The sequence below is a fragment of the Kibdelosporangium phytohabitans genome, assembly GCF_001302585.1.
GTDB lineage: Bacteria > Actinomycetota > Actinomycetes > Mycobacteriales > Pseudonocardiaceae > Kibdelosporangium > Kibdelosporangium phytohabitans.
On sequence record NZ_CP012752.1, the window covers coordinates 4,754,600 to 4,773,231 of the forward strand.

An 18,632-nucleotide genomic window follows, 5' to 3' on the forward strand; every position below is an offset into this window, starting at 1 on the left:
CGCCGAGGGTCGAGGATACGTCAGCCGCATCCGGTGTTGCCCAGGTCGTCCGGTACCGCGTCGAGGAGGCTCGCGCACACCTCGCGGTTGGCTTCCGCCGGGTCGAGGCGCCACACCGCCACGTTGGTGTCCGTGCCGCCGCTGGCCAGCCGTGTTCCGTCCGGGGAGAACGTGACGTCGTTGAGCGGGGAGAGGTGGGCGTTGAGGTCGGCGACGTGGCTGTGACCGGCGAGATCCCACAGCCTGATCGTGGAGTCCTCGGCGGTCACCGACGCGAGCGTGCGGCCGTCGGGGGAGATCGCGATCCGCCGCACCATGGACGGGTGCTGGCCGAACTGCTTGCGGACCGCACCGGTTTCGGCGTCACGGATCTGGATCAGGCCGCTGATACCGGCGGTGACCAGGGATTTGCCGTCCGGCGTGTAGGCCGCGGTGTTGAGCGTGTCCTCGCCGAGCGGCGTCCGGGATTCGCCGCTGAAGTCCGGGGCACGCCACGTCACCATGCTCGCCGCGGTGCTGCCGTCCGGATCGGAGCCGGTGACCCCGGCGCCCGAGGAACTGGTCAGCGCGAGCAGCCGGTCACCGCTGGGCGAGAAAGTCAGGTCCAGCGGCCAATGCTTGCCCATGTCGAGTGTGGTGCGCTCGGTGAGCGTCGCGGCGTCCCAGACGGTGATTTTGAAGTCCTGCGCGGCGCGTGCGGTGTCCGCCGGTTGGTGTGTCGCGGCGAGCCACCGGCCGTCCGGCGACACTGCCATGGCGCCCCGGCCGACGAACAACCGGCCGGGCAGGGAGACCGTACGCGGCTTCGTCCCGCGATCCGGCGCGGTCACGGTGAAGGTCGCGTTGCCCGCGCCGGTGATCCGTTTGCCGTCCGGGGTGAAGGCGACCGCGAGGACACCACCGCTCTGTTCCGTTGTCCCCGCGACGCGCGTGCCGGAGTCAGTGTTCCATGTGTACAGTCCGCTCTCGGAGTCACCAGCCGTGATCTCCTGGCCGTCCGGGCGGAACGCGATGCTCATCACGGAGGCGCGGGGATCGGTGTACCAGTTCGTGTTGGTGCGCCAACGTTGGACGGTGCCGTCGCTGTTCGCGGCGACCCACGTCCGGCCGTCCCGCGTGACAGCGATCCCGATGACGCTCAGGCCCGTGGTGGTGCCGGTACGCGGGCCTTGCGGCAGGTTGCCGAGGAACGTCCCGTTGCCGGGGTCCCACGCCGTGATCGAGTTGAGGTCGCTGTTGGTGTACAGCGTCCTGCCGTCCGGGCTGAACCTCAGCGCGCTCGGCCCGGCGGCGCCCGCGCCGCCCGCGTGGATCCTGACGTCGCGGAACGCCAGCCCCGGCGCGCCGGTCCGCGGATCCCACAGCCTGATCGTGTTGTCCAGCACGCTCGAACTGGCCAGCAGGTCACCCGAGAACGCCACTTGGACAGGCATGAGCCCGTTGGGGCCGCGTGTCGTCGTGGCGTCGGCGTGCTCGGTGCGGCGGCTGACCCGGGTCGCCGTGGCCGTGTCCCACAGTTCGACGCTGCCGTCGCCGCGGCCGATGGCCAGCCGGTCACCGGTCGTGCTGTAGGAGACGCTGGACGGGTCGACGACACCCTTGGCGAGCGGCCTGATCAGCTTGCCTGTCTTGGGATCCCACTCGGCGACGCCCCGCGTGTCGTCCTGGTGCAGCGACAGGGCGGCGACCGCCTTCCCGTCCGGCCGCCAGGCGAGTTGCCCGATCGCGGGCAGGTCACCGGCCAGCCGCGCCACCTGCTTGCCGGAGGCGACGTCCCAGATCCGCACCGAACTGGCGCTGACGTTGCCGTCGCGGTCGATGTCCGAAGTGGCCAGCTGCTTGCCGTCGGGCGAGAACCGCACGACCGACACGAAGCCCTTCGCGGTGATGCCGGTGTCCACGGCCTCGCGGGTCCTGGTGTCCCACACGACGATCTTGCCGTCGCTCGAGCCGATCGCGATCAGCCCGCCGCCAGGGTCGACGTCCACTGAGGACACATTGGACAGTCCGGACGAGAACGCGGACGGGTACGTGATCAGCGGCGCCGACAGCAGCGCGCCGCGCGCTTGCACGGTGGGACTCTCCCGCCAGGCTTCGACGGCCTTGCGCATGGCGCCAACGGGATTCACCTCCGCCTCGGCGCGTGACTCGGCCGCCAGCTGACGCGACGACGCGTCCCGGCGGCCCTGCTCGGCCTCGTTGCGCGCGATCAGGGCCAGCGCGCCTGCGACGAGCGCGGCGACGAGCAGGACGGCCAGCCCTGCCGACAGGCCCTGCAACCGCCGGGTGCGGCGACGCCGTTCCCGGTCACTGGCCCGCAGGAACGCGCGCTCGTCGGGCGTCAGATCGGTACGCCCGGCCGCCCATTCCGTCGCGGCGGCCAGCCGTGCGCCACGGTAGACGTCGGACCGGTCCCGGCCGCTGGTCTGCCAGCCGGCGACGGCAACTCCGAGCTGCTGGCGCACGAGCAGGCCCTGCCGGTCCTCGGCCACCCAGCCGCGCAACCGCGGCCACGCGGTCAGCAACGCGTCGTGGGCCAGCTGGACGTGGTCACGGTCGATCGTGACGAGCCGGGCGGCGACGAGGCTCTCCACGACACGGTTGGGTACCTCCGCGCGAGGCGCCCAACGCCGGGCGATGCCGCCACCGTCGAGCAGAGTGATCATCCGCAGCACCGCGGCCCGCAGCGCGTGCCGGTCGTATTCGTGGAGCCGCGCGTACATGCTGTCCGCGGTCAACGCCACGGCACGGTCGACACCGCCGGTCTGCTGATAGCCCGCGAGCGTCAGCCGGTTGCCTTGCCTGTTGCGCCAGGTCTCCCGCAGCGCGTGGGCGAGACGGGGCAACGCGCCGAGGTCGTCACCCGCGCCGACGTCGGTGATCAACCGGTCGGCAAGGCCGGGCTCCAGCTCCAGGCCCGCGGCCTCGGCGGGACCGGTGATCACGCGCGCCAGTTCCTTGGTGGTCATCGGCCCCAGCACGAACGGCGCGCCCAGTGACGGCTTCAGGGCGGACAGCGAGATGAAGTGCTCCACGAAGTCGGCACGCGTCGCGATGACGACCCGCGCGGGCCACGCGTGCGCGATGGCGGTCGCGAACGCCTCCCGCTCACGGGGATCAGCGCACTGCGTGAACAACTCCTCGGCCTGGTCGACCACGATGAGCATCGGCGCGTCCGCGTGTGCGACAGCCGCCCGGCACATCGCACCGAACGACGCGGGCTGCTCGTAGATCTGCCACGCCAAGCGGTTCGGGTCCGTACGAAGGAACGGCGCCAGGCGCGCGGCCAGCGTGCCGATCGGCCGTTCACCGGGCGTCATGGCGAGTTGCGGCGCCGCGTTGCCGGCGTGGGCCGCGAGCAGTCCGGCGCGCAGCAGCGACGACTTGCCCGCGCCGGACGCGCCGACCACCATCAACGGCCCGGAGGCGGCGCGCTGCCGGGACAATCGGGCGAACAGGTCGCGTGTGGACTGTTCGCGGCCGAAGAACCACTGGCCGTCGCCGGTGTCGAAACTCCGCAGACCCGGGTACGGGCAGTGGTCGGTGATCACGTCGGTGGTGTCGCGGCCGGCCGTGTCGGCGGCGGGCGGCGGCGCGGTGCTGTCCCGCGTGTCACCGACTGCGGCCAGCAGCCGCACGAAGTAGGCCTGACCGTGGTCGTCGGTGCTCGGCAGGTCGGGAGGCGCGCTCGCGGGCGCTTCGGTGAGGATGGCCGCCGCGGCGGCCATCAACTCGCCCGCGCTCGGGTAACGGCGGCGCGGATCCTTGTCCATTCCGGTCTGGATGACCAGGTCGATCGCGGGCGGGATCCAGCGGTCGAACAGCGACGCCGCCGGTGGCGGGTCGTTGAGCTGGGCGGTGAGCTTGCCGACCGAGTCGGCCGCGGGGAACGGAACCCGCCCGGTCAGGCACTGGAACAGCACGCACGCCAACGAGTACACGTCCGACGTGGGCCCCGCGTCGTGCTCGGTCAGGCGTTCCGGCGCCATGTAGTCGAGCGTGCCGACGGCCTCGCCGGTCGCGGTCAGCCGGGTGACGTCCGGCGTGTGCAGCCGGGCGATGCCGAAGTCCGCGAGGTAGGCGGTGCCGCCGGCGTCCAGCAGGATGTTGGCCGGCTTGACATCCCTGTGCAGCACGGAGTTCGTGTGCGCGGCGTCGAGCGCGCTGCCCACCTGGGCGAGGATCTCGACGGTCCGCTCCGCGGCCAACGGGCCGTCGGCCAGCAGGCGCTTGAGGTCCGGCCCGTCGATCAGCCGCATGTCCAGGTACAGCCGCCCGTCGATCTCGCCGTGCGCGTGCACCGGCACCACGTGCGGCGCGCGCAGCTGCTCGGCGATCCTGGCCTCACGCCGGAACCTGTTCTCGAATTCCCGGCCCGCCAGCAGCGGCAAGCGTTTCAGTGCCACGTGCCGCTCGTGCACGGTGTCGAAGGCGCGGTGCACCTCGCCCATGCCACCACGGCCCAGTAGTTCCTCGATCCGGTACGGCCCGAACAACTCCGGCGCCGCGTCCACCGTGACGGTGTCGGTCATGCTCGACCCTCCCAGTCGTTGCGCGACAACCCTATTGCAAGGCCACTGACGCGGAACGCCTACCTGCATTTGGTGAGCAACTCACGGGCCGCCGCGGTCCGCTGCGCGTCGACCAGGCCGTCCCACAGGTAGTGCTGCATCGCCTTCACACAGGTGGACATGGTCGCGTTGCCCGACTTCAGCCTGGTGTTGCGCTCGTCGGCCTGCATGCGCGCGGACTCGGCGGCCCGCACCTTGCCGTCCATGCCGGTGAGTTCCTGTTGCCGGTCGTCAAGCCGCGCAACGGCATCGATGTGGTCGTTGGACGCCATCAGGAACAGCGTCACGAAAACTCCCGTCGACACCAGCAACAACGACGCCAGCACGATCAGCGTGGCGATCGTGGCACGTCCCCGCCGGGCAGGCGCCGGTGGCATCACCGGCTGATGCGTGTACGGCTGCTGCGCGTACTGCGGTTGCACGTTCGGCGGCTGCACGTTCGGTTGTGGCACGGGCTGCGGCTCGAAAGCCGGGACCTGGCCGTACCCGTTCAAACCCGTCTCGTATCTCAGCGTGTTCACGACGTCACCTCCGGCAGTGGACGAGAGCTCTGGCCATCGCGGCGTCGAACGCCGTCCGGTCCGACCGCTGCGCGGCGGCGACGGAGTTCCTGGCGGCGTCCGAACACAGGCGCAGTTTGGCGTTCGTGGTGCTCAGCTGCGACCGTTCGGTGTCGAGATCGGCCACCGCGGCCTTGACCGTCGTCAGCCGCTTGGACTGGTCGGCCACCGACACCTCGGTCGTGCGGATCTGGTCCGACACCTTGCCGAGGTCCGTCTGCTTCTTCACGTAGAGCACGACGAACAACGCTGTCGCGGCTACCAGAAGACCGATCGCGACCGCGAGGAAGACGACTGCCCCGCGGCGCCCGGCTCGTTGCTCCATGGTTTGCCTCCAGTCCTGTGCAACTCGGACTGGGACACTGTGGCCGCAGGCGGGCGCCGCGCGTAAGAGGAATGTTCCGGTCTGCGCCGTGACGCCGTCCTAGCTCTCGGCCCGGTACTGGTGGATCAGCGCCGCGGCCATCGCTCCCTCACCCACCCCCGAGGCGATTCGCTTGACCGAGTTCGCCCTGGCGTCGCCTGCCGCGAACACACCGGGAATGCTGGTTTCCAGCGGCAGCGGGTGGCGTTGCAGGTCCCAGCCCGCCGGCAGGATGTTGCCGGGGTACGTGTCCGGGCCGGTCAGCAGGAAACCGTTGCTGTCACGCATGACCGTGCCGTCCAGCCACTGCGTTCGCGGGGTCGCGCCGATGAAGGTGAACAGGAACTCCGCCGGTTCGGTGGTGAACTGGTCGGTCAGCACGTTGTGCAGGGTGACGCACTCCAGCCGCTCGCTGCCTTCGGCGGCCACCAGCCGCGTGTTCAGCCTGACCCTGATGTTCGGGTGGCGTTCGATCTCGTCGATCAGGTACCGCGACATGCTCCGCTGCAGGCAGTCCGCCCGGACCAGCATGGTCACCCGGGAAGCGTGCTGGGCGAAGTGCATCGCGGCCTGCCCGGCGGAGTTGGCGCCGCCGACGATCCACACGTGCTGGTCCACACAGGACGTCGTCTCGGCGGCCGTCGCGCCGTAGTAGATCCCGGCCCCCTCGAACTGCTCGGCGCCGTGCGCGTCGAGCCGCCGGTAGGACAGGCCCGTGGACAGCAGGACACAGCCGGCGCTCACTTCGCGCCCGTCGGACAGGGCGAGCACGCGCGCCCGCCCGGCTCTGCGTAAGGACACCGCCGCGACCGGCGACAGGATGTCCGTGCCGAACCTGCGGGCCTGTGCCACCGCGCGCCTGGTCAGCTCGGCACCGCTGACGCCCGCGGGAAACCCGAGGTAGTTCTCGATCCGGCTGGAGGTCCCTGCCTGGCCGCCGGGCACGTACGCGTCGAGCAACAACGTCGACAGCCCCTCCGAGGAGCTGTACACCGCGGTGGCCAGGCCCGTGGGCCCACCACCGACGATCGCCACGTCGTAGTGCGGGCGCGACGCGGACACGGTCAGCCCGAGCGCGTCCACCAACTCCTCGAACGAGGGCTGGGTGAGCATGGTCCCGTCGGGCATCAGCACGACCGGGAGCTCGGCCGGGTCCACGCCGTCCAGTTCGGGCATCGCCACCCGGTCCACGTCCATGAACCGGAACGGCTGCTGCAGCCGCGTCAGGAAGTCCCGGACCCGGTGGGTCGACGGCGCGAACCGGTGCCCGGCGATGCGGATCCCGCCGTAGGGCGGCTGGTACGAGGCCTGCCAGTCGGACAGCAGGTCGTCCACCACCGGGTAGAGCCGCTCCTCCGGCGGCTCCCACGGTTTGACCAGGTAGTGGTGCAGCCGCACGCGGTTGATCGCGTCGATCGCCACCGCGGTGTCCGCGTACGCGGTCAGCAAAACCCGTCGCGCCAAGGGGAAGCGGTCGAGCGACTGGTCGAGGAACTGGATGCCGGTCATCTCCGGCATGCGCTGGTCGACCAGCAGCAGCGCCGGTTCCTCGCCGCGGTCGCGCAGTTTGTCCAGGATCCGCAGCCCCTCGGCCGCCGAGGTCGACGCCAGTACGCGGTACTTGTCCTGGTAGACGCGGCTCAGGTCGCGGCGGATCGCCCGGAGCACGTGCGGGTCGTCGTCTACCGCCAGCATGGTCGGCCGGTGGGATTCGGGCATGATGACTCCGATGCCTAGACGCGATTGTCCGCGGGAGTGCGGCACCAGGCGATTGTGCGTCGGCCGCACACCGTTTCGCCGGTCCACGTGACGTAGTGCCCGGGTGATCTACGGTCGTTCCGCCAGTTCGGGTGCGCTTACTTGACGGAGTATGGCATTGACGGCGTGCGTCACCTTGGTGACTTGTCGGAGTAAGCCGAAACGGCGTCGGTTTTCTTGTTCACGCACCAGTCAGCCGGTTGACTCGCAGGTGGAGCGATGGCCGGCGTTTCGGACTGGGAGAGGCCGATGTCGAAAAAGATACTCTTCATTCTGTCGGAATACGGGTACTGGGGCGAGGAGTTGCTCGGCCCGCTGGTCGCCTGCGACGAATGGGGCTATCAGCCGGTGTTCGCGACGCCGACCGGCAAGCGGCCGCATGCCCTGCCGCCGAGCCTCGACCCCGGCTACGTCGACCCGCCGCTGGGACGCACAGTCACCACGGCGGAGGTCGCGGTGGCGGCGCGGGAACTCGACGAGTCCACCCGGCTCGACCAGCCGCTCAGCCTCGCCGGGTGGCTGCCGGAACGGCCGTACCTCAGCGACGCCGGCCATCTCCGGCGACTCGAGTCCTACCACCGTGAGCTGGCCGAAGTGGACGAGGACATCGCCGGGTACGACGCGTTGGTGATCGTCGGCGGCAGCGGCCCGATCGTCGACCTGGCCAACAACGGCCGCGTGCACGACCTCGTGCTCGCGTTCGTCCGCGCGGACAAGCCGATCGTCGCGGAGTGTTACGGCGTCGCGTGCCTGGCGTTCGCTCGCGACTGGGACGACCGGCGCAGCGTCCTGCGCTCCAAGCACGTCACCGGGCACCCCAAGGAGTACGACTACAAAGACGGCACCGGATTTCTCGGCACGGATTTCGTGATCGGCCCGCCACCGTATCCGCTGGAATACATCCTGCGTGACGCGACCGCGCCGGACGGATTCTTCCACGGCAATGTCGGCCGGGACACGTCGGTTCTCGTTGACTATCCGTTCATCACGGCGCGGTCCACCCCGGACTCATTTCTCGCTGGCCGGAAACTGATCGAGGTGCTCGAATCCGGGCTCCGCAGGTTCGGTTGGTGATCGCGGTGGTGAGCAGGCTGGGAAAAGCCGCCATATTCGAACAGTTCGCCGCCGACGGGATAACCCGGATGTTCGGCAATCCGGGGACGGTCGAGCAGGGCATGCTCGACGTCGCCGAGGGACTGCGCGGCTTCGAGTACGTCCTGGCGCTGCACGAGAGCGTCGCCGTGGCCATGGCCGACGGCTACGCACGCGCGACAGCCAGGACCGCGGTCGTGCAACTGCACTCCGCCGTGGGGCTCGGCAACGCGATCGGCATGCTGTACCAAGCAAAACGGGGGCATTCGCCGTTGCTGGTGATCGCGGGCGAAGCCGGTGTGCGCTACGACGCCATGGACGGCCAGATGGCCGCCGACCTGGTGAGAATGGCCGAACCTGTCACCAAGTACGCCACCCGCGTCACGCATCCCGGCTCGCTGCTGCGGGTCCTGCGCCGCGCGGTCAAGGTCGCGATGACACCCCCGCGCGGACCGGTGTTCGTCGCACTGCCCATGGACGTGCTGGACGCGCCGTGCCCGGAACCCGTTGTGCCGAGCACCATCCCGGTCACGGACACCACACCGCCGCAGTCCGCGGTGGACGAAGTGGCCGGCGCGCTGCGGGCCGCGAGGAAACCGATCATCCTGGTGGGCGACGGGATCGCGGTGTCCGGCGCACAGCAGGAACTGACCCGGCTCGCGGAGCTGCTGGACGCCCCGGTGTGGGGCGTGGACTGCTCCGAGGTGAACATGGACACGACGCACCCGTTGTGGCGCGGGCAGCTCGGCCACATGTTCGGTCACGTCAGCGCGAACGCCGTCGGCGGGGCAGACCTGGTGCTGATCGCCGGAACGGCTGTCTTCCCCGAGGTTTTCCCGTACCTGGACAGTCCTTTCAGGCCGGACGCCACCGTGGTGCAGATCGACGCCGACACGCACGAGATCGCCAAGAACTTCCCGGTGGACGTGGCGGTCGCCGCCGACCCCAAGCGCACGCTCGCGGCCGTCGGCGGCGCGCTGGCAGCCGACCACATCCCGTGGCAGTGGACCTGGCAGCCGCCGAGCCCGGACCCGGACGACCTGATGGAGCTGTTCGCGGCCGAACTGGCCGGCCAGGCAGGTGATCGGCTGGTGCTGTTCGACGAGGCGCTCACCTCGTCACCGGCGCTCGTGCGGCACCTGCCGCCGCGGCGGCCTGGCAGCTACTTCCTGACCAGGGGCGGGTCGCTCGGCGTCGGCATCCCCGGCGCGATCGGCGTCCAGCTCGCCCGGCCGGGCGCGGACGTGGTCGCGTTCACCGGCGACGGCGGCAGCATGTACACGATCCAGGCACTGTGGACGGCGGCACGCCACGCGGTGCCCGCCAAGTTCGTCATCTGCGACAACCACCGCTACGAACTGCTCGGCCGCAACATCGAACAGTACTGGCGGGAGCGCGGTATCGCCTCGCACCGGCATCCCGGCGCGTTCGACCTGTCCCATCCGGAGATCGGGTTCACCGAACTGGCCCGGTCGCTCGGTGTCGACGCGACGCGCGTGGAGAAACCCGCGCAGGTGCGGCAGGCCGTGCGACGGCTGCTGGCCGCCTCCGGCCCGTTCCTCGTCGACCTGATCACGGGAGGCCCCAGGTGAACGACATCGTCCCGGCCCGGCAGGGCACGCTGACCGGACGGCGGATCGCGATCCTGCTGGAAAGCGGGTACGCCGAAGCCGAACTGTGCTACCTGGAACGCCGGTTCGCCGAGGAAGGCGCGCGGGTGGACTTCCTCACCAGGCTGTGGGGGCAGCGGTCGCTGACCTTCACCGGCCAGGAATCCGGCCTGCCGTTCACAGTGGACACGGACGTCGCCGACGTCGACGACGAGCGGCTCGCCGGGTACGACGCGTTGGTCGTGCCGTCCGGACTGGTCGCGGACCGGTTGCGGTACAACGACGACGTCGACGATCCGGCGCCGGCGGTGAAGCTGCTGCGCCGGGCGATGGGCATGAAACAGGTGCTGAAGGGCATCAGCTGCCACGGTATGTGGCTCGCCTCGCCGATCGCGGACGTGGTCCGCGGCAGGCGGGTGACGTGCCACAACAACCTGGTCGGCGACGTGCGCAACATGGGCGCGCGGTACACCGACCAGGACGTGGTCGTGGACGACGACCTGGTGACCTCCCGCACGGCCGAGCACTGCCACCTGTTCGCCAGGACGATCATCGACCTGATCGCCGCCCGCGCCGGCGAACGCCCGTTCCGGGCCGCGCCGCGGCAGGCGCAACCGGTCATGGCCAAGGCGGTCGAGCGCGGTTTCACCTTCTCCGACCTGGTCGCCGGGTACGTCACCGCGCACCACGCCGACCGCGGCCTGATCGATCTGAGAACGAGTGACGGCCGCACGGCCAGGGTCACGCTGACCTCGACGACGTCCGCGGAGTTCCTGCGCAACCTCGGCGACCCGCACCTGGACGCCACCACGCACCTGGCCGACCTGCTCGTGACCGGCAGGCTCGTGTTCGCCTACGGGATCCACTACCCGGACGGCTCGTTCGACGCCAAGCGGCTGGTGTTCGTCGGCCGGGCGGCGGGGGAGTACGCGGCGGAGGAACCGGACTGGTGGATCCGCCAGGTCGGCGAACTGGCCCGGTTCTACCGGCGGGCCCAGTTCGGCGACAGCGTGCCCGTCGACTACGCCGACTACCGCACGATGCTGCGGCTCGGCGGCGACAAGAGCGACCACCACGTCCAGGAGACCGACACGATCTCGCGCCTGGTCTACGGCATGGCGTCGTCGTACCTGCTGACCGGCAACGAGGACCACCTGGACGTGGCCGAGCGCGGCACCGAGTACCTGCGCGCCCACATGCGGTTCGTCGACCGGGACAACGACGTCGTGTACTGGTACCACGGCATCGACGTGCGCGGCTGCCAGGAGCAGAAGCTGTTCACCTCCGAGTTCGGCGACGACTACGACGCGATCCCGATCTACGAGCAGATCTTCGGGCTGGTCGGGCCGACGCAGACCTACCGGGTGACCGGCGATCCGCGGATCGCCGGCGACATCGACGCCACGCTCCGGCTGTTCGGCAAGTTCTTCCGCGACCGCGAGCACGGCGGGTTCTTCTCGCACATCGACCCGATCCTGCTCAGCCCGGACCACGAGTCGCTCGGCCCGAACCGATCGCGCAAGAACTGGCACTCCATCGGCGAGCACGCCCCGGCGTACCTGATCAACCTGCTGCTCGCCACCGGCGACCGGCGGCACGCCGACATGCTGGAGGAGTGCTTCGACCTGGTCGCCGCGCATTTCCCCGACCCGTCGAACGTCTGGTTGCGGGAGCGGTTCCACGCCGACTGGCGGCCCGACAGCAGGTGGGGCTGGCAGCAGGACCGGGCCGTGGTCGGCCACAACCTGAAGGTCGCGTGGAACCTCATGCGGGTCAACGCGATCCGCCCCAAGCAGGCCTACCGGGCGCTCGCCGAGCGGATCGGCCGGGCGATGCCCGCGGTCGGCGCCGACCGCCAGCGGCTGGGCTGGTACGACGTGATCGAGCGGGCACTCGGCGAGGGGCAGCGGACGCACCGGTTCGTGTGGCACGACCGGAAGGCCTGGTGGCAGCAGGAACAGGCGATCCTCGCGTACCTGATCCTCGCCGCGAACACCGGCGACAAGGAATTCCTGCGGCAGGCGAGGGAATCGTCGGCGTTCTACAACGCCTTCTTCCTCGACCACGACGAGGGCGGCGTGTACTTCAACGTCCTCGCGGCCGGGACGCCGTACCTGCTCGGCAACGAGCGGCTCAAGGGCAGCCACTCGATGAGCATGTACCACTCGGCCGAACTGTGTTACCTCGCAACGGTCTACGGGCGCCTGCTGGTGCGCGGTGAACCGCTCAGCCTGTGGTACCGGCCGCGGGCGGACGGTTTCCGCGACCGGGTGCTGCGGGTCGCGCCGGACGCGCTGCCCGCGGGCCGGGTGCGACTGGACACAGTGGAGATCGACGGACGTCCGCACGCCGCCTTCGATCCCGAGTCGATGACCGTGAAACTGCCGGACTCCAGCGCGGATCTGACCGTCCGCGTCCAGCTGGCGCCAGCGACCGGAGGAACCCGATGAACTTCCAAGCCAAAGTCCAGGCCGCGCAGGGCGTCGTGACGTTCCGGCTGTCGGGTGAACTGGACTCCCGCTCCGCGCCCCGGTTCCACGAGATGATCACCCAGGCAGTCGTGCCCGCGGCACGCAGGCTCGTGCTGCAGATGGCCGACCTGTCGTACATGTCGTCGGCCGGGTTGCGTTGCCTGGTGTACGCCCACCAGCGGGCGGGCAGCGGTGTCGCCATCGAGCTGGTCGGCACCAGGCCGGAAGTGGCCGAGACGATCCGGCTCACCGGCTTCGACCGCAGCCTGACCATGCGGGACGCCGGAGCCGAACCGTGAGGAGCACCGACCGGTTCCGGCTGATCGGCGACCGCGGCATGGGCACGGTGGTGGCCGGTGTCGTCGACACCGTCGCCGGGATGGCGCGGTTGTCGCGGCGCCAGGCGTACCGGCTGAGGCTGGCGGCGGACGAGATCACCACGAACATCGCCGCGCACGGGTACCGCGGGCGGCAGGGCGTGGTGGACATCGAGGGCGGTGTCGACGACGACTGGGCGTGGCTGCACATCCAGGACCACGCGCCGCCGTTCGATCCCCGTGCGCACTGCCCGGGAGGTGTCCCCGAGATTGTGCAGGAAGGTGGCTACGGGCTGTTGCTCGCGTTCAACGGGATCGACCACTTCGCCCACGACTATTTCGACGGCCGCAACCGCAACACCCTGCTGGTGCGGCGCCCGGCAGACGCCCATGACGGAGGAACCGATGACGAGCGCCACCGCACTGCTGGTCGCTGACCCGGCCACGTGCACCGAGGAGCTGGACCGGGCGCTGCGCCATGACGGTTTCGCCGTGAGCCACGCCGACATCGACGCGCCGGCCGGCCGGACGGGGCCGCCGCCGGACCTGGTGCTGGTCTCGGCGTCGTTCGGGCTGCGCCGGGTCGCGCTGCTCAGCCAGCGCCTCGCCGGCCCGGCCGGGTCGCCGACCGTCGTGGTCTTCCCCGGCGACGACCTGGACGAGCTCCAGTCGTGCGTGCGCGGCGGATTCGACTACGTGCTCCCGCCGTTCCTGCCCGCCCTGCTGCGCACCCGGCTGTCGTCGTGCCGTGAACGCGGCAGGCTGACCAGGGCGGTCGAGGAGATGGCGGCGGTGGCCAGCCTGCGGGAGTACGAGCGGGACCTGAGCATCGCGCGGGAGATCCAGTCGGGGTTCCTGCCGGACGAACTGCCCTGCCCGGCGGGCTGGGAGCTGGCCGCGCGGTTCCGGCCGGCCAAACAGGTCGCCGGTGACTTCTACGACGGGTTCGAACTGCTCGACGGCAAACGCCTCGGCATCGTCGTCGCCGACGTGTGCGACAAGGGCATCGGCGCGGCGCTGTTCATGGCGTTGATCCGGACCTTGTTGCGGCACACCGCGCAGCACACCGACACGGGTGACCCGCTGCGCCAGGCGGTCACCGGGACCAACCGCTACCTGACCAGGAACCACTTGCAGCAGGGCTATTTCGCCACGTTGTTCTTCGGTGTGCTCGACCCGGAGACCGGGATGCTCTGCTACATCAACGGTGGCCACAACCCGCCGGTGATCGCCAGGGCCGCGGGTGGCCAGTGCTTGCTCGAACCGACGGGCCCGGCCGTCGGCATGATGGCCGACAGCCGTTTCGAGGTCGGGCGGACCAGGGTGCTGCCGGGAGATCTGCTGTTCGTCTACACCGACGGCGTGGTCGAAGCGCGTGACTCCGGCGGCGGCCAGTTCGGCACCGACCGGATGCTCGACCTGGTCGGCAGGCCGTCGGCGGCCGCGGACGTGCTGCTCGACCGGGTCGACGAACGCCTGCGCAGGCACGTGGGATCCGCCGAGCAATCCGACGACGTCACGATGCTGGCGTTGCGCAGGCAGCTGTGTCCGTGACCGACGAGCCAGGAGAGGGCCGAGCGTTGACGACCATCGAGGGCAGCCGGGTCGGGATCGTCGGGGGCAGCATCGCCGGGTGTGCGGCGGCGATCGCGCTGCGGCGAGCCGGGTGCGAGGTCACGGTGTACGAGCGCAGCACCAGCGAACTGCAGGACAGGGGCTTCGGCATCGCCATCCCGGTGCCACTGCGCGAGGAACTCGTCGCGGCCGGGTACATCGACGCGGACATGCCGGTGCACACCTGCGCCGAGCGGATCTGTTTCGTCCGTGACCCGGCCGTGCCGTCCGGCCAGCGCAAAATCTGCCACCACCCTTTCCAGGCCGCCCTCAACAACTGGGGCGTGTTGTGGCGCACGCTGCGCGCCCGGATCCCCGACGGGATCTACCGTGACGGGTCAACGGTGGTCGAACTCGTCGACGAGGCCGACGGGGTCACGGTGGTCACTGGCACCGGGCGCCAGCGGTACGACATCGTGGTCGGGGCCGACGGGTACCGGGCCATGAGCCGCGCGCGGGTCGACCCGTCCGCCACTCCCACGTACGCGGACTATGTCCTGTGGCGCGGCACGTACCCCGAATCGCTGCTGGAAGGCCGTACGCCACCGGAGTTGGAGCGGGGCCTGGTCTGGATCGGGCTGCCACGCGGCCACGGCGTGTGCTACCTCATTCCCGATCCGGCGCCCGGCCGCCGCAGAGTCAACTGGGGCGTGTACGGCACAGTGCCGTCGCGGCACCGGTTCGACACGCCGACCTCGCTGCCGCCGGGCAGCGTCAGCGACGAGCTGTTCGACGTGCTGCTGCGAAGTCTCGGCGACTTCCCGCCGTACTGGGCCGAAGTCGTCCGGCGGACACCGAGACCGGCGATGTCCGTCCAGCCGGTGTACGACTCGACCATCTCGTCGTACACGGCGGGCAGTCTGCTGGTGATCGGTGACGCGGCCACGGTCACGCGGCCGCACACGGGTGCCGGGGCGACCAAGGCGTTGCAGGACGCGCTGGCGCTGGAACACGCGTGCGGGCACAGCGAGACCTGGCCGCAGGCGCTGGCCGCCTACGACCAGGCCCGCCGCCCGGTCGGCAACGATCTGGTCGCGCTCGGCCGCAAGCTGGGCCGGGCCCAGGTCGAGCATCCACCGACCTGGGCCCGGATGACCCCCGAGGTGTTCCGCGAATGGATGTACGCGGGAACGTTCACCATCGCGCCCTACGAGTCCTGAGCGGACGCGCGGTGGGCCTGGGTGGCGATGTCGCTGAGCGAACGGCTGGACAGGAAGTCCCGCAACGGGATGTGCAGGTCGAGTTCCTGCTTCATCCGCGACCGCAGCTTCGCGGCCAGCAGGGAGTCGACCCCGGAGAACGACAGCGGCGCGGTCGGGTCGATCAGGTCGGGGGACATCGACAGCACCGCGGCCAGCTGCAGCCGCATGTCCCTGGTGAGCGAGTCGACCGTCTGGACCCTGTCCCGTGCCGAGATCGCGGCGTCCACCGCCGTGGCCACCTGTTCCTGCAGGGCGGGGTCGGCCCAGTACCGCCGCCGCTGCCACGGGTACGACGGCAGCGGCACGTACCGGCCCTGGTTGACCTGCCGCCAATCCGGGTCGCAGCCGCGCGTGTACGCGGTGCCGAGGCTGGCGTGCAACGACGGCACTTCCGGCGAGTCGCGGTGCAACGACGGCAGGGCGACGGCGTCGGCGCCGACCGCCTCGATCACGTCGTCAATGGACACTGTCAGCACCGGGTGTGCGCTGACCTCGATGAACACCGTGTTGGGGTGTTCGGTCAGCGCGCCGCGGACGGCGTTGGCGAACCGGACCGGGCTGCGCAGGTTCGTCGCCCAGTACTCCGCGCCGAACCCGGACCCGTCGACCCGGTGGTCCAGCGCGGTCGAGTGGATCGGGACCTGCCCGGCCACCGGCCGGATGTCCCCGACGGCCGCGACCACCTTCGGCAGCAAGGGTTCGACGTGCGGGGAGTGCGAGGCGAACCGCGCCCTGACCTGACGGCAGAACACGCCACGCGCTCGCAGCGACTCGATGATCCCCAGCAGCACTTCGGCGTCACCGGACAGCATCGTCGAATGGTCGCTGTTCACCGCGCCCACGCTGACGACGTCCGTGTGGGCACCGATCGCCGCCTGTGCCTCGGTTTCGGTCAGCTGCACCGACCACATCGCGCCTTCGCCGGGGAAGGCCGCCATCAGCGTGCTCCGCCTGCAGACCACGGCCGCCGCGTCGCGAACCGACAGCGCGCCGGCTGTCGCCGCGGCCGCGCACTCGCCCATGCTGTGCCCGATCACCAGGTCCGGTTCGACACCCCACGACCGCCACACCGCCGCGAGCGAGACCTGCATCGCCCACAGCGACGGCTGGATGACGTCCAAAGTGGTCATCGGCTCGTCGGAGCGCAACCGGTCGATCACCGACCAGCCGAGCTCCTCGCAGACGGCCAGGTCGCATTCGGCCATCCGCTCGGCGAACACGGCGTTGCCCGCCATCAGCTCGCGGCCCATGCCGGTCCACTGCGAACCCTGACCGGGGAACACGAACACCACGCGCGGCTCGCCGGTCAGCTTGAGGTCCTTGCCGAGCGGGAACGTCGCCCGCCCGCCGGACCCGAAGTCCCGCAGCTGCTCCGCCAGCGCTGTCGGATTGGACCCGGACACCGCCAGCCGGAGGTTGTGCGGCGTGCGGCGCGTGCCCGCGCTGAAGCAGACGTCCGCCGGGCGCTCGGCTTTGTCCACTGTGTCCGCGTAGGCGGATGCGAGCTGCCGCAACGCGTTCGGGTCGCGTGCGGACAACGGCAGGACCATCGGCTGCTCGTCGTGGTGTGCCGGTGCGGCTTCGGTGTTCCGCGGTGGCGCCTCGGTCAGGACGACGTGCGCGTTCATCCCGTACGTGCCGAGCGCGGTGACACCGGCCATGGCCGGGCGGCCCCGCTCCGGCCACGGCCGCGCTTCGAGCGCCAGTTCGATGGGACAGCCCTCTTCGTCGAGCACGCGGTGCGGGGTGCGCACGTGCAGCGTGCTCGGGATGACGCGGTTGTGCAGCGCCAACGCCGTCTTGAGCAGCCCGGCCAGTCCGGCGGCGACTTCGAGGTGCCCGACGTTGGACTTGGCCGACCCCACCACACAGCGCTGGTCGAGCGGCCGTCCCACCCGCTCGAACTCGGTACGCAGGAACCGGCTCAGCGCACCGAGTTCGGCCGTGTCGCCTTCGGTCGTGCCGGGACCGTGCGCCTCCACGTAGTCGAGGTTGCCCGGGTCGGCACCGGCCGCGCGGTACGCGACCCGCAGCATGTCCTCCTGGCCGCCCGTCCCCGTGTCGGTCAACGACTGGCCCTGCCTGCCGTTGCTCGTCATCGAGCTGCCGAGGATCGTCGCGTAGATCCGGTCGCCGTCGGCCAGAGCCTTGGACAACGGCTTGAGCACGACCGTGACAGCCCCTTCGGCACGGACGAACCCGTCGGCCGCGTCGTCACCGAACCGGCAGCGGCCGGTGGGCGAGAGCAGGCCTGCTTCAGCGGCACCCATGTCCAGTTCACGGCACAGCAGCAGGTTGACCCCGCCGACGATGGCCATCTCGATCTCGCCGTTCTGGATGGCCTGTGTGGCCAGGTGCACGGCGGCGAGTGAAGACGCGCAGGTGGCTTCCGTCCCCAGAGCCGGCCCGCGCAGGTCGAGCAGGTGCGCGATGCGGCCGGCGGCCACCGAGTAGCGGGACGCTCCCAGCAAGGCGTGCATGTCCGTCATGCCTGCCGTGGTGAGCAGATCCCAGTAGTGCGAAACGAAACAACAGGTGTAGGCACCGGTCATGCTGCCGGCGAGCTGGCGCGGGGTGAGCCCGGCGTCCTCGACGGCCTCCCAGACGGTCTCGAGGAGCAGCCGCTGCTGCGGGTCGAGGCGGACGGCCTCGTACGGTGACATTTCGAAGAAGTGCGCGTCGAAGGCGTCGATTCCGTCGACGAATCCGCCTTCCCGGTCGTCGGGCTGCCGGTGCGCGCTGTCGTTGATGGATTTCAGCAAATCCAGGGCACGGCGTTCGGCCGACATCGGCGCGATGGTGTCGACGCCCGCGCCGAGGATCTCCCAGAAAGCGTCGACTGTGGGAGCACCTGGTAATCGGCAGCCAGCCCCGATAATCGCGACCGGCTCGCGCCGGCCGTCATGCACCGACATATGTGACATGGCAACCCTTCCCCAAGTTAGGCGCCCCCGCGGCCATTCGGCGTATCCGCGGGAGTTGTGTTCCCCTCGTTTCGAAGGCACTGCCGGGATGGAAATCCATGTTACGGAAAATGCCATCGAAAGTGCCGTCGGCCTGGCTCACTCCAACC

Annotated in this window: 12 protein-coding genes; 7 read left to right on the forward strand and 5 right to left on the reverse strand. The window is 70.3% G+C overall.

Features of this window, described 5'->3' with window-relative positions; all coding sequences use genetic code 11:
- Positions 1-20: 20 nt before the first annotated feature.
- From AOZ06_RS21795 to AOZ06_RS21810, 4 genes are all read right to left on the reverse strand, one after another.
- Positions 21-4,532 carry an nSTAND1 domain-containing NTPase gene (locus AOZ06_RS21795; protein WP_054291098.1) on the reverse strand — a complete coding sequence of 1,504 codons (4,512 nt, stop codon included), beginning with the start codon at positions 4,530-4,532 and terminating at the stop codon, positions 21-23.
- Positions 4,533-4,591: 59 nt separating this feature from the next.
- Entirely contained in the window at positions 4,592-5,092 is a 501-nt protein-coding gene (locus AOZ06_RS21800; RefSeq protein WP_054291099.1) for a hypothetical protein, read from the reverse strand.
- A gap of 4 nt (positions 5,093-5,096) precedes the next feature.
- Positions 5,097-5,456, reverse strand: coding sequence for a hypothetical protein (locus tag AOZ06_RS21805; RefSeq protein ID WP_054291100.1), 360 nt, complete (start codon positions 5,454-5,456; stop codon positions 5,097-5,099).
- Positions 5,457-5,555: 99 nt separating this feature from the next.
- On the reverse strand, positions 5,556-7,214 hold the full coding sequence (locus AOZ06_RS21810; protein ID WP_054291101.1) for an NAD(P)/FAD-dependent oxidoreductase: 1,659 nt from the start codon (positions 7,212-7,214) through the stop codon (positions 5,556-5,558).
- 288 nt (positions 7,215-7,502) lie between these two features.
- Here AOZ06_RS21810 and AOZ06_RS21815 point away from each other — a divergent pair, with 288 nt between their 5' ends.
- From AOZ06_RS21815 to AOZ06_RS21845, 7 genes are read left to right on the forward strand one after another with little or no spacing between them, the layout of a single operon-like run.
- Positions 7,503-8,327 (forward strand): type 1 glutamine amidotransferase domain-containing protein, encoded by an 825-nt coding sequence (locus AOZ06_RS21815; protein ID WP_054296812.1) that lies wholly within the window; start codon positions 7,503-7,505, stop codon positions 8,325-8,327.
- Entirely contained in the window at positions 8,324-9,937 is a 1,614-nt protein-coding gene (locus AOZ06_RS21820) for a thiamine pyrophosphate-binding protein (protein ID WP_236952335.1), read from the forward strand. The genes AOZ06_RS21815 and AOZ06_RS21820 overlap by 4 nt, the downstream gene beginning before the upstream one ends.
- Positions 9,934-12,405, forward strand: a complete 2,472-nt coding sequence (locus AOZ06_RS21825) for a DJ-1/PfpI family protein (protein WP_236952337.1) — start codon at positions 9,934-9,936, stop codon at positions 12,403-12,405. Before AOZ06_RS21820 ends, AOZ06_RS21825 begins: the two co-directional genes overlap by 4 nt.
- Positions 12,402-12,725 carry an STAS domain-containing protein gene (locus tag AOZ06_RS21830; RefSeq protein WP_054291102.1) on the forward strand — a complete coding sequence of 108 codons (324 nt, stop codon included), beginning with the start codon at positions 12,402-12,404 and terminating at the stop codon, positions 12,723-12,725. The genes AOZ06_RS21825 and AOZ06_RS21830 overlap by 4 nt, the downstream gene beginning before the upstream one ends.
- Complete coding sequence (locus AOZ06_RS21835) at positions 12,722-13,180, forward strand: ATP-binding protein (RefSeq protein ID WP_054291103.1); 459 nt, start codon at positions 12,722-12,724, stop codon at positions 13,178-13,180. The genes AOZ06_RS21830 and AOZ06_RS21835 overlap by 4 nt, the downstream gene beginning before the upstream one ends.
- Positions 13,149-14,297, forward strand: a complete 1,149-nt coding sequence (locus tag AOZ06_RS21840) for a PP2C family protein-serine/threonine phosphatase (protein ID WP_054291104.1) — start codon at positions 13,149-13,151, stop codon at positions 14,295-14,297. Before AOZ06_RS21835 ends, AOZ06_RS21840 begins: the two co-directional genes overlap by 32 nt.
- Positions 14,294-15,517: an FAD-dependent monooxygenase gene (locus tag AOZ06_RS21845; protein WP_157233153.1), complete on the forward strand. Its 1,224-nt coding sequence runs from the start codon at positions 14,294-14,296 to the stop codon at positions 15,515-15,517. The genes AOZ06_RS21840 and AOZ06_RS21845 overlap by 4 nt, the downstream gene beginning before the upstream one ends.
- On the opposite strand, the gene AOZ06_RS21850 is transcribed toward AOZ06_RS21845, so the two are convergent.
- Positions 15,505-18,600, reverse strand: coding sequence for a type I polyketide synthase (locus tag AOZ06_RS21850; RefSeq protein ID WP_083471837.1), 3,096 nt, complete (start codon positions 18,598-18,600; stop codon positions 15,505-15,507). The two genes, AOZ06_RS21845 and AOZ06_RS21850, sit on opposite strands and share 13 nt — an antisense overlap.
- Between the last annotated feature and the right edge of the window lie 32 nt (positions 18,601-18,632).

Coding starts and splice junctions, on each gene's coding strand:
- AOZ06_RS21805 (WP_054291100.1), bottom strand. CDS start 5,456: ATGGAGCAACGAGCCGGGCGCCGCGGGGCAGTCGTCTTCCTCGCGGTC.
- AOZ06_RS21815 (WP_054296812.1), top strand. CDS start 7,503: ATGTCGAAAAAGATACTCTTCATTCTGTCGGAATACGGGTACTGGGGC.
- AOZ06_RS21840 (WP_054291104.1), top strand. CDS start 13,149: ATGACGAGCGCCACCGCACTGCTGGTCGCTGACCCGGCCACGTGCACC.
- AOZ06_RS21830 (WP_054291102.1), top strand. CDS start 12,402: ATGAACTTCCAAGCCAAAGTCCAGGCCGCGCAGGGCGTCGTGACGTTC.
- AOZ06_RS21810 (WP_054291101.1), bottom strand. CDS start 7,214: ATGCCCGAATCCCACCGGCCGACCATGCTGGCGGTAGACGACGACCCG.
- AOZ06_RS21795 (WP_054291098.1), bottom strand. CDS start 4,532: ATGACCGACACCGTCACGGTGGACGCGGCGCCGGAGTTGTTCGGGCCG.
- AOZ06_RS21850 (WP_083471837.1), bottom strand. CDS start 18,600: ATGGCATTTTCCGTAACATGGATTTCCATCCCGGCAGTGCCTTCGAAA.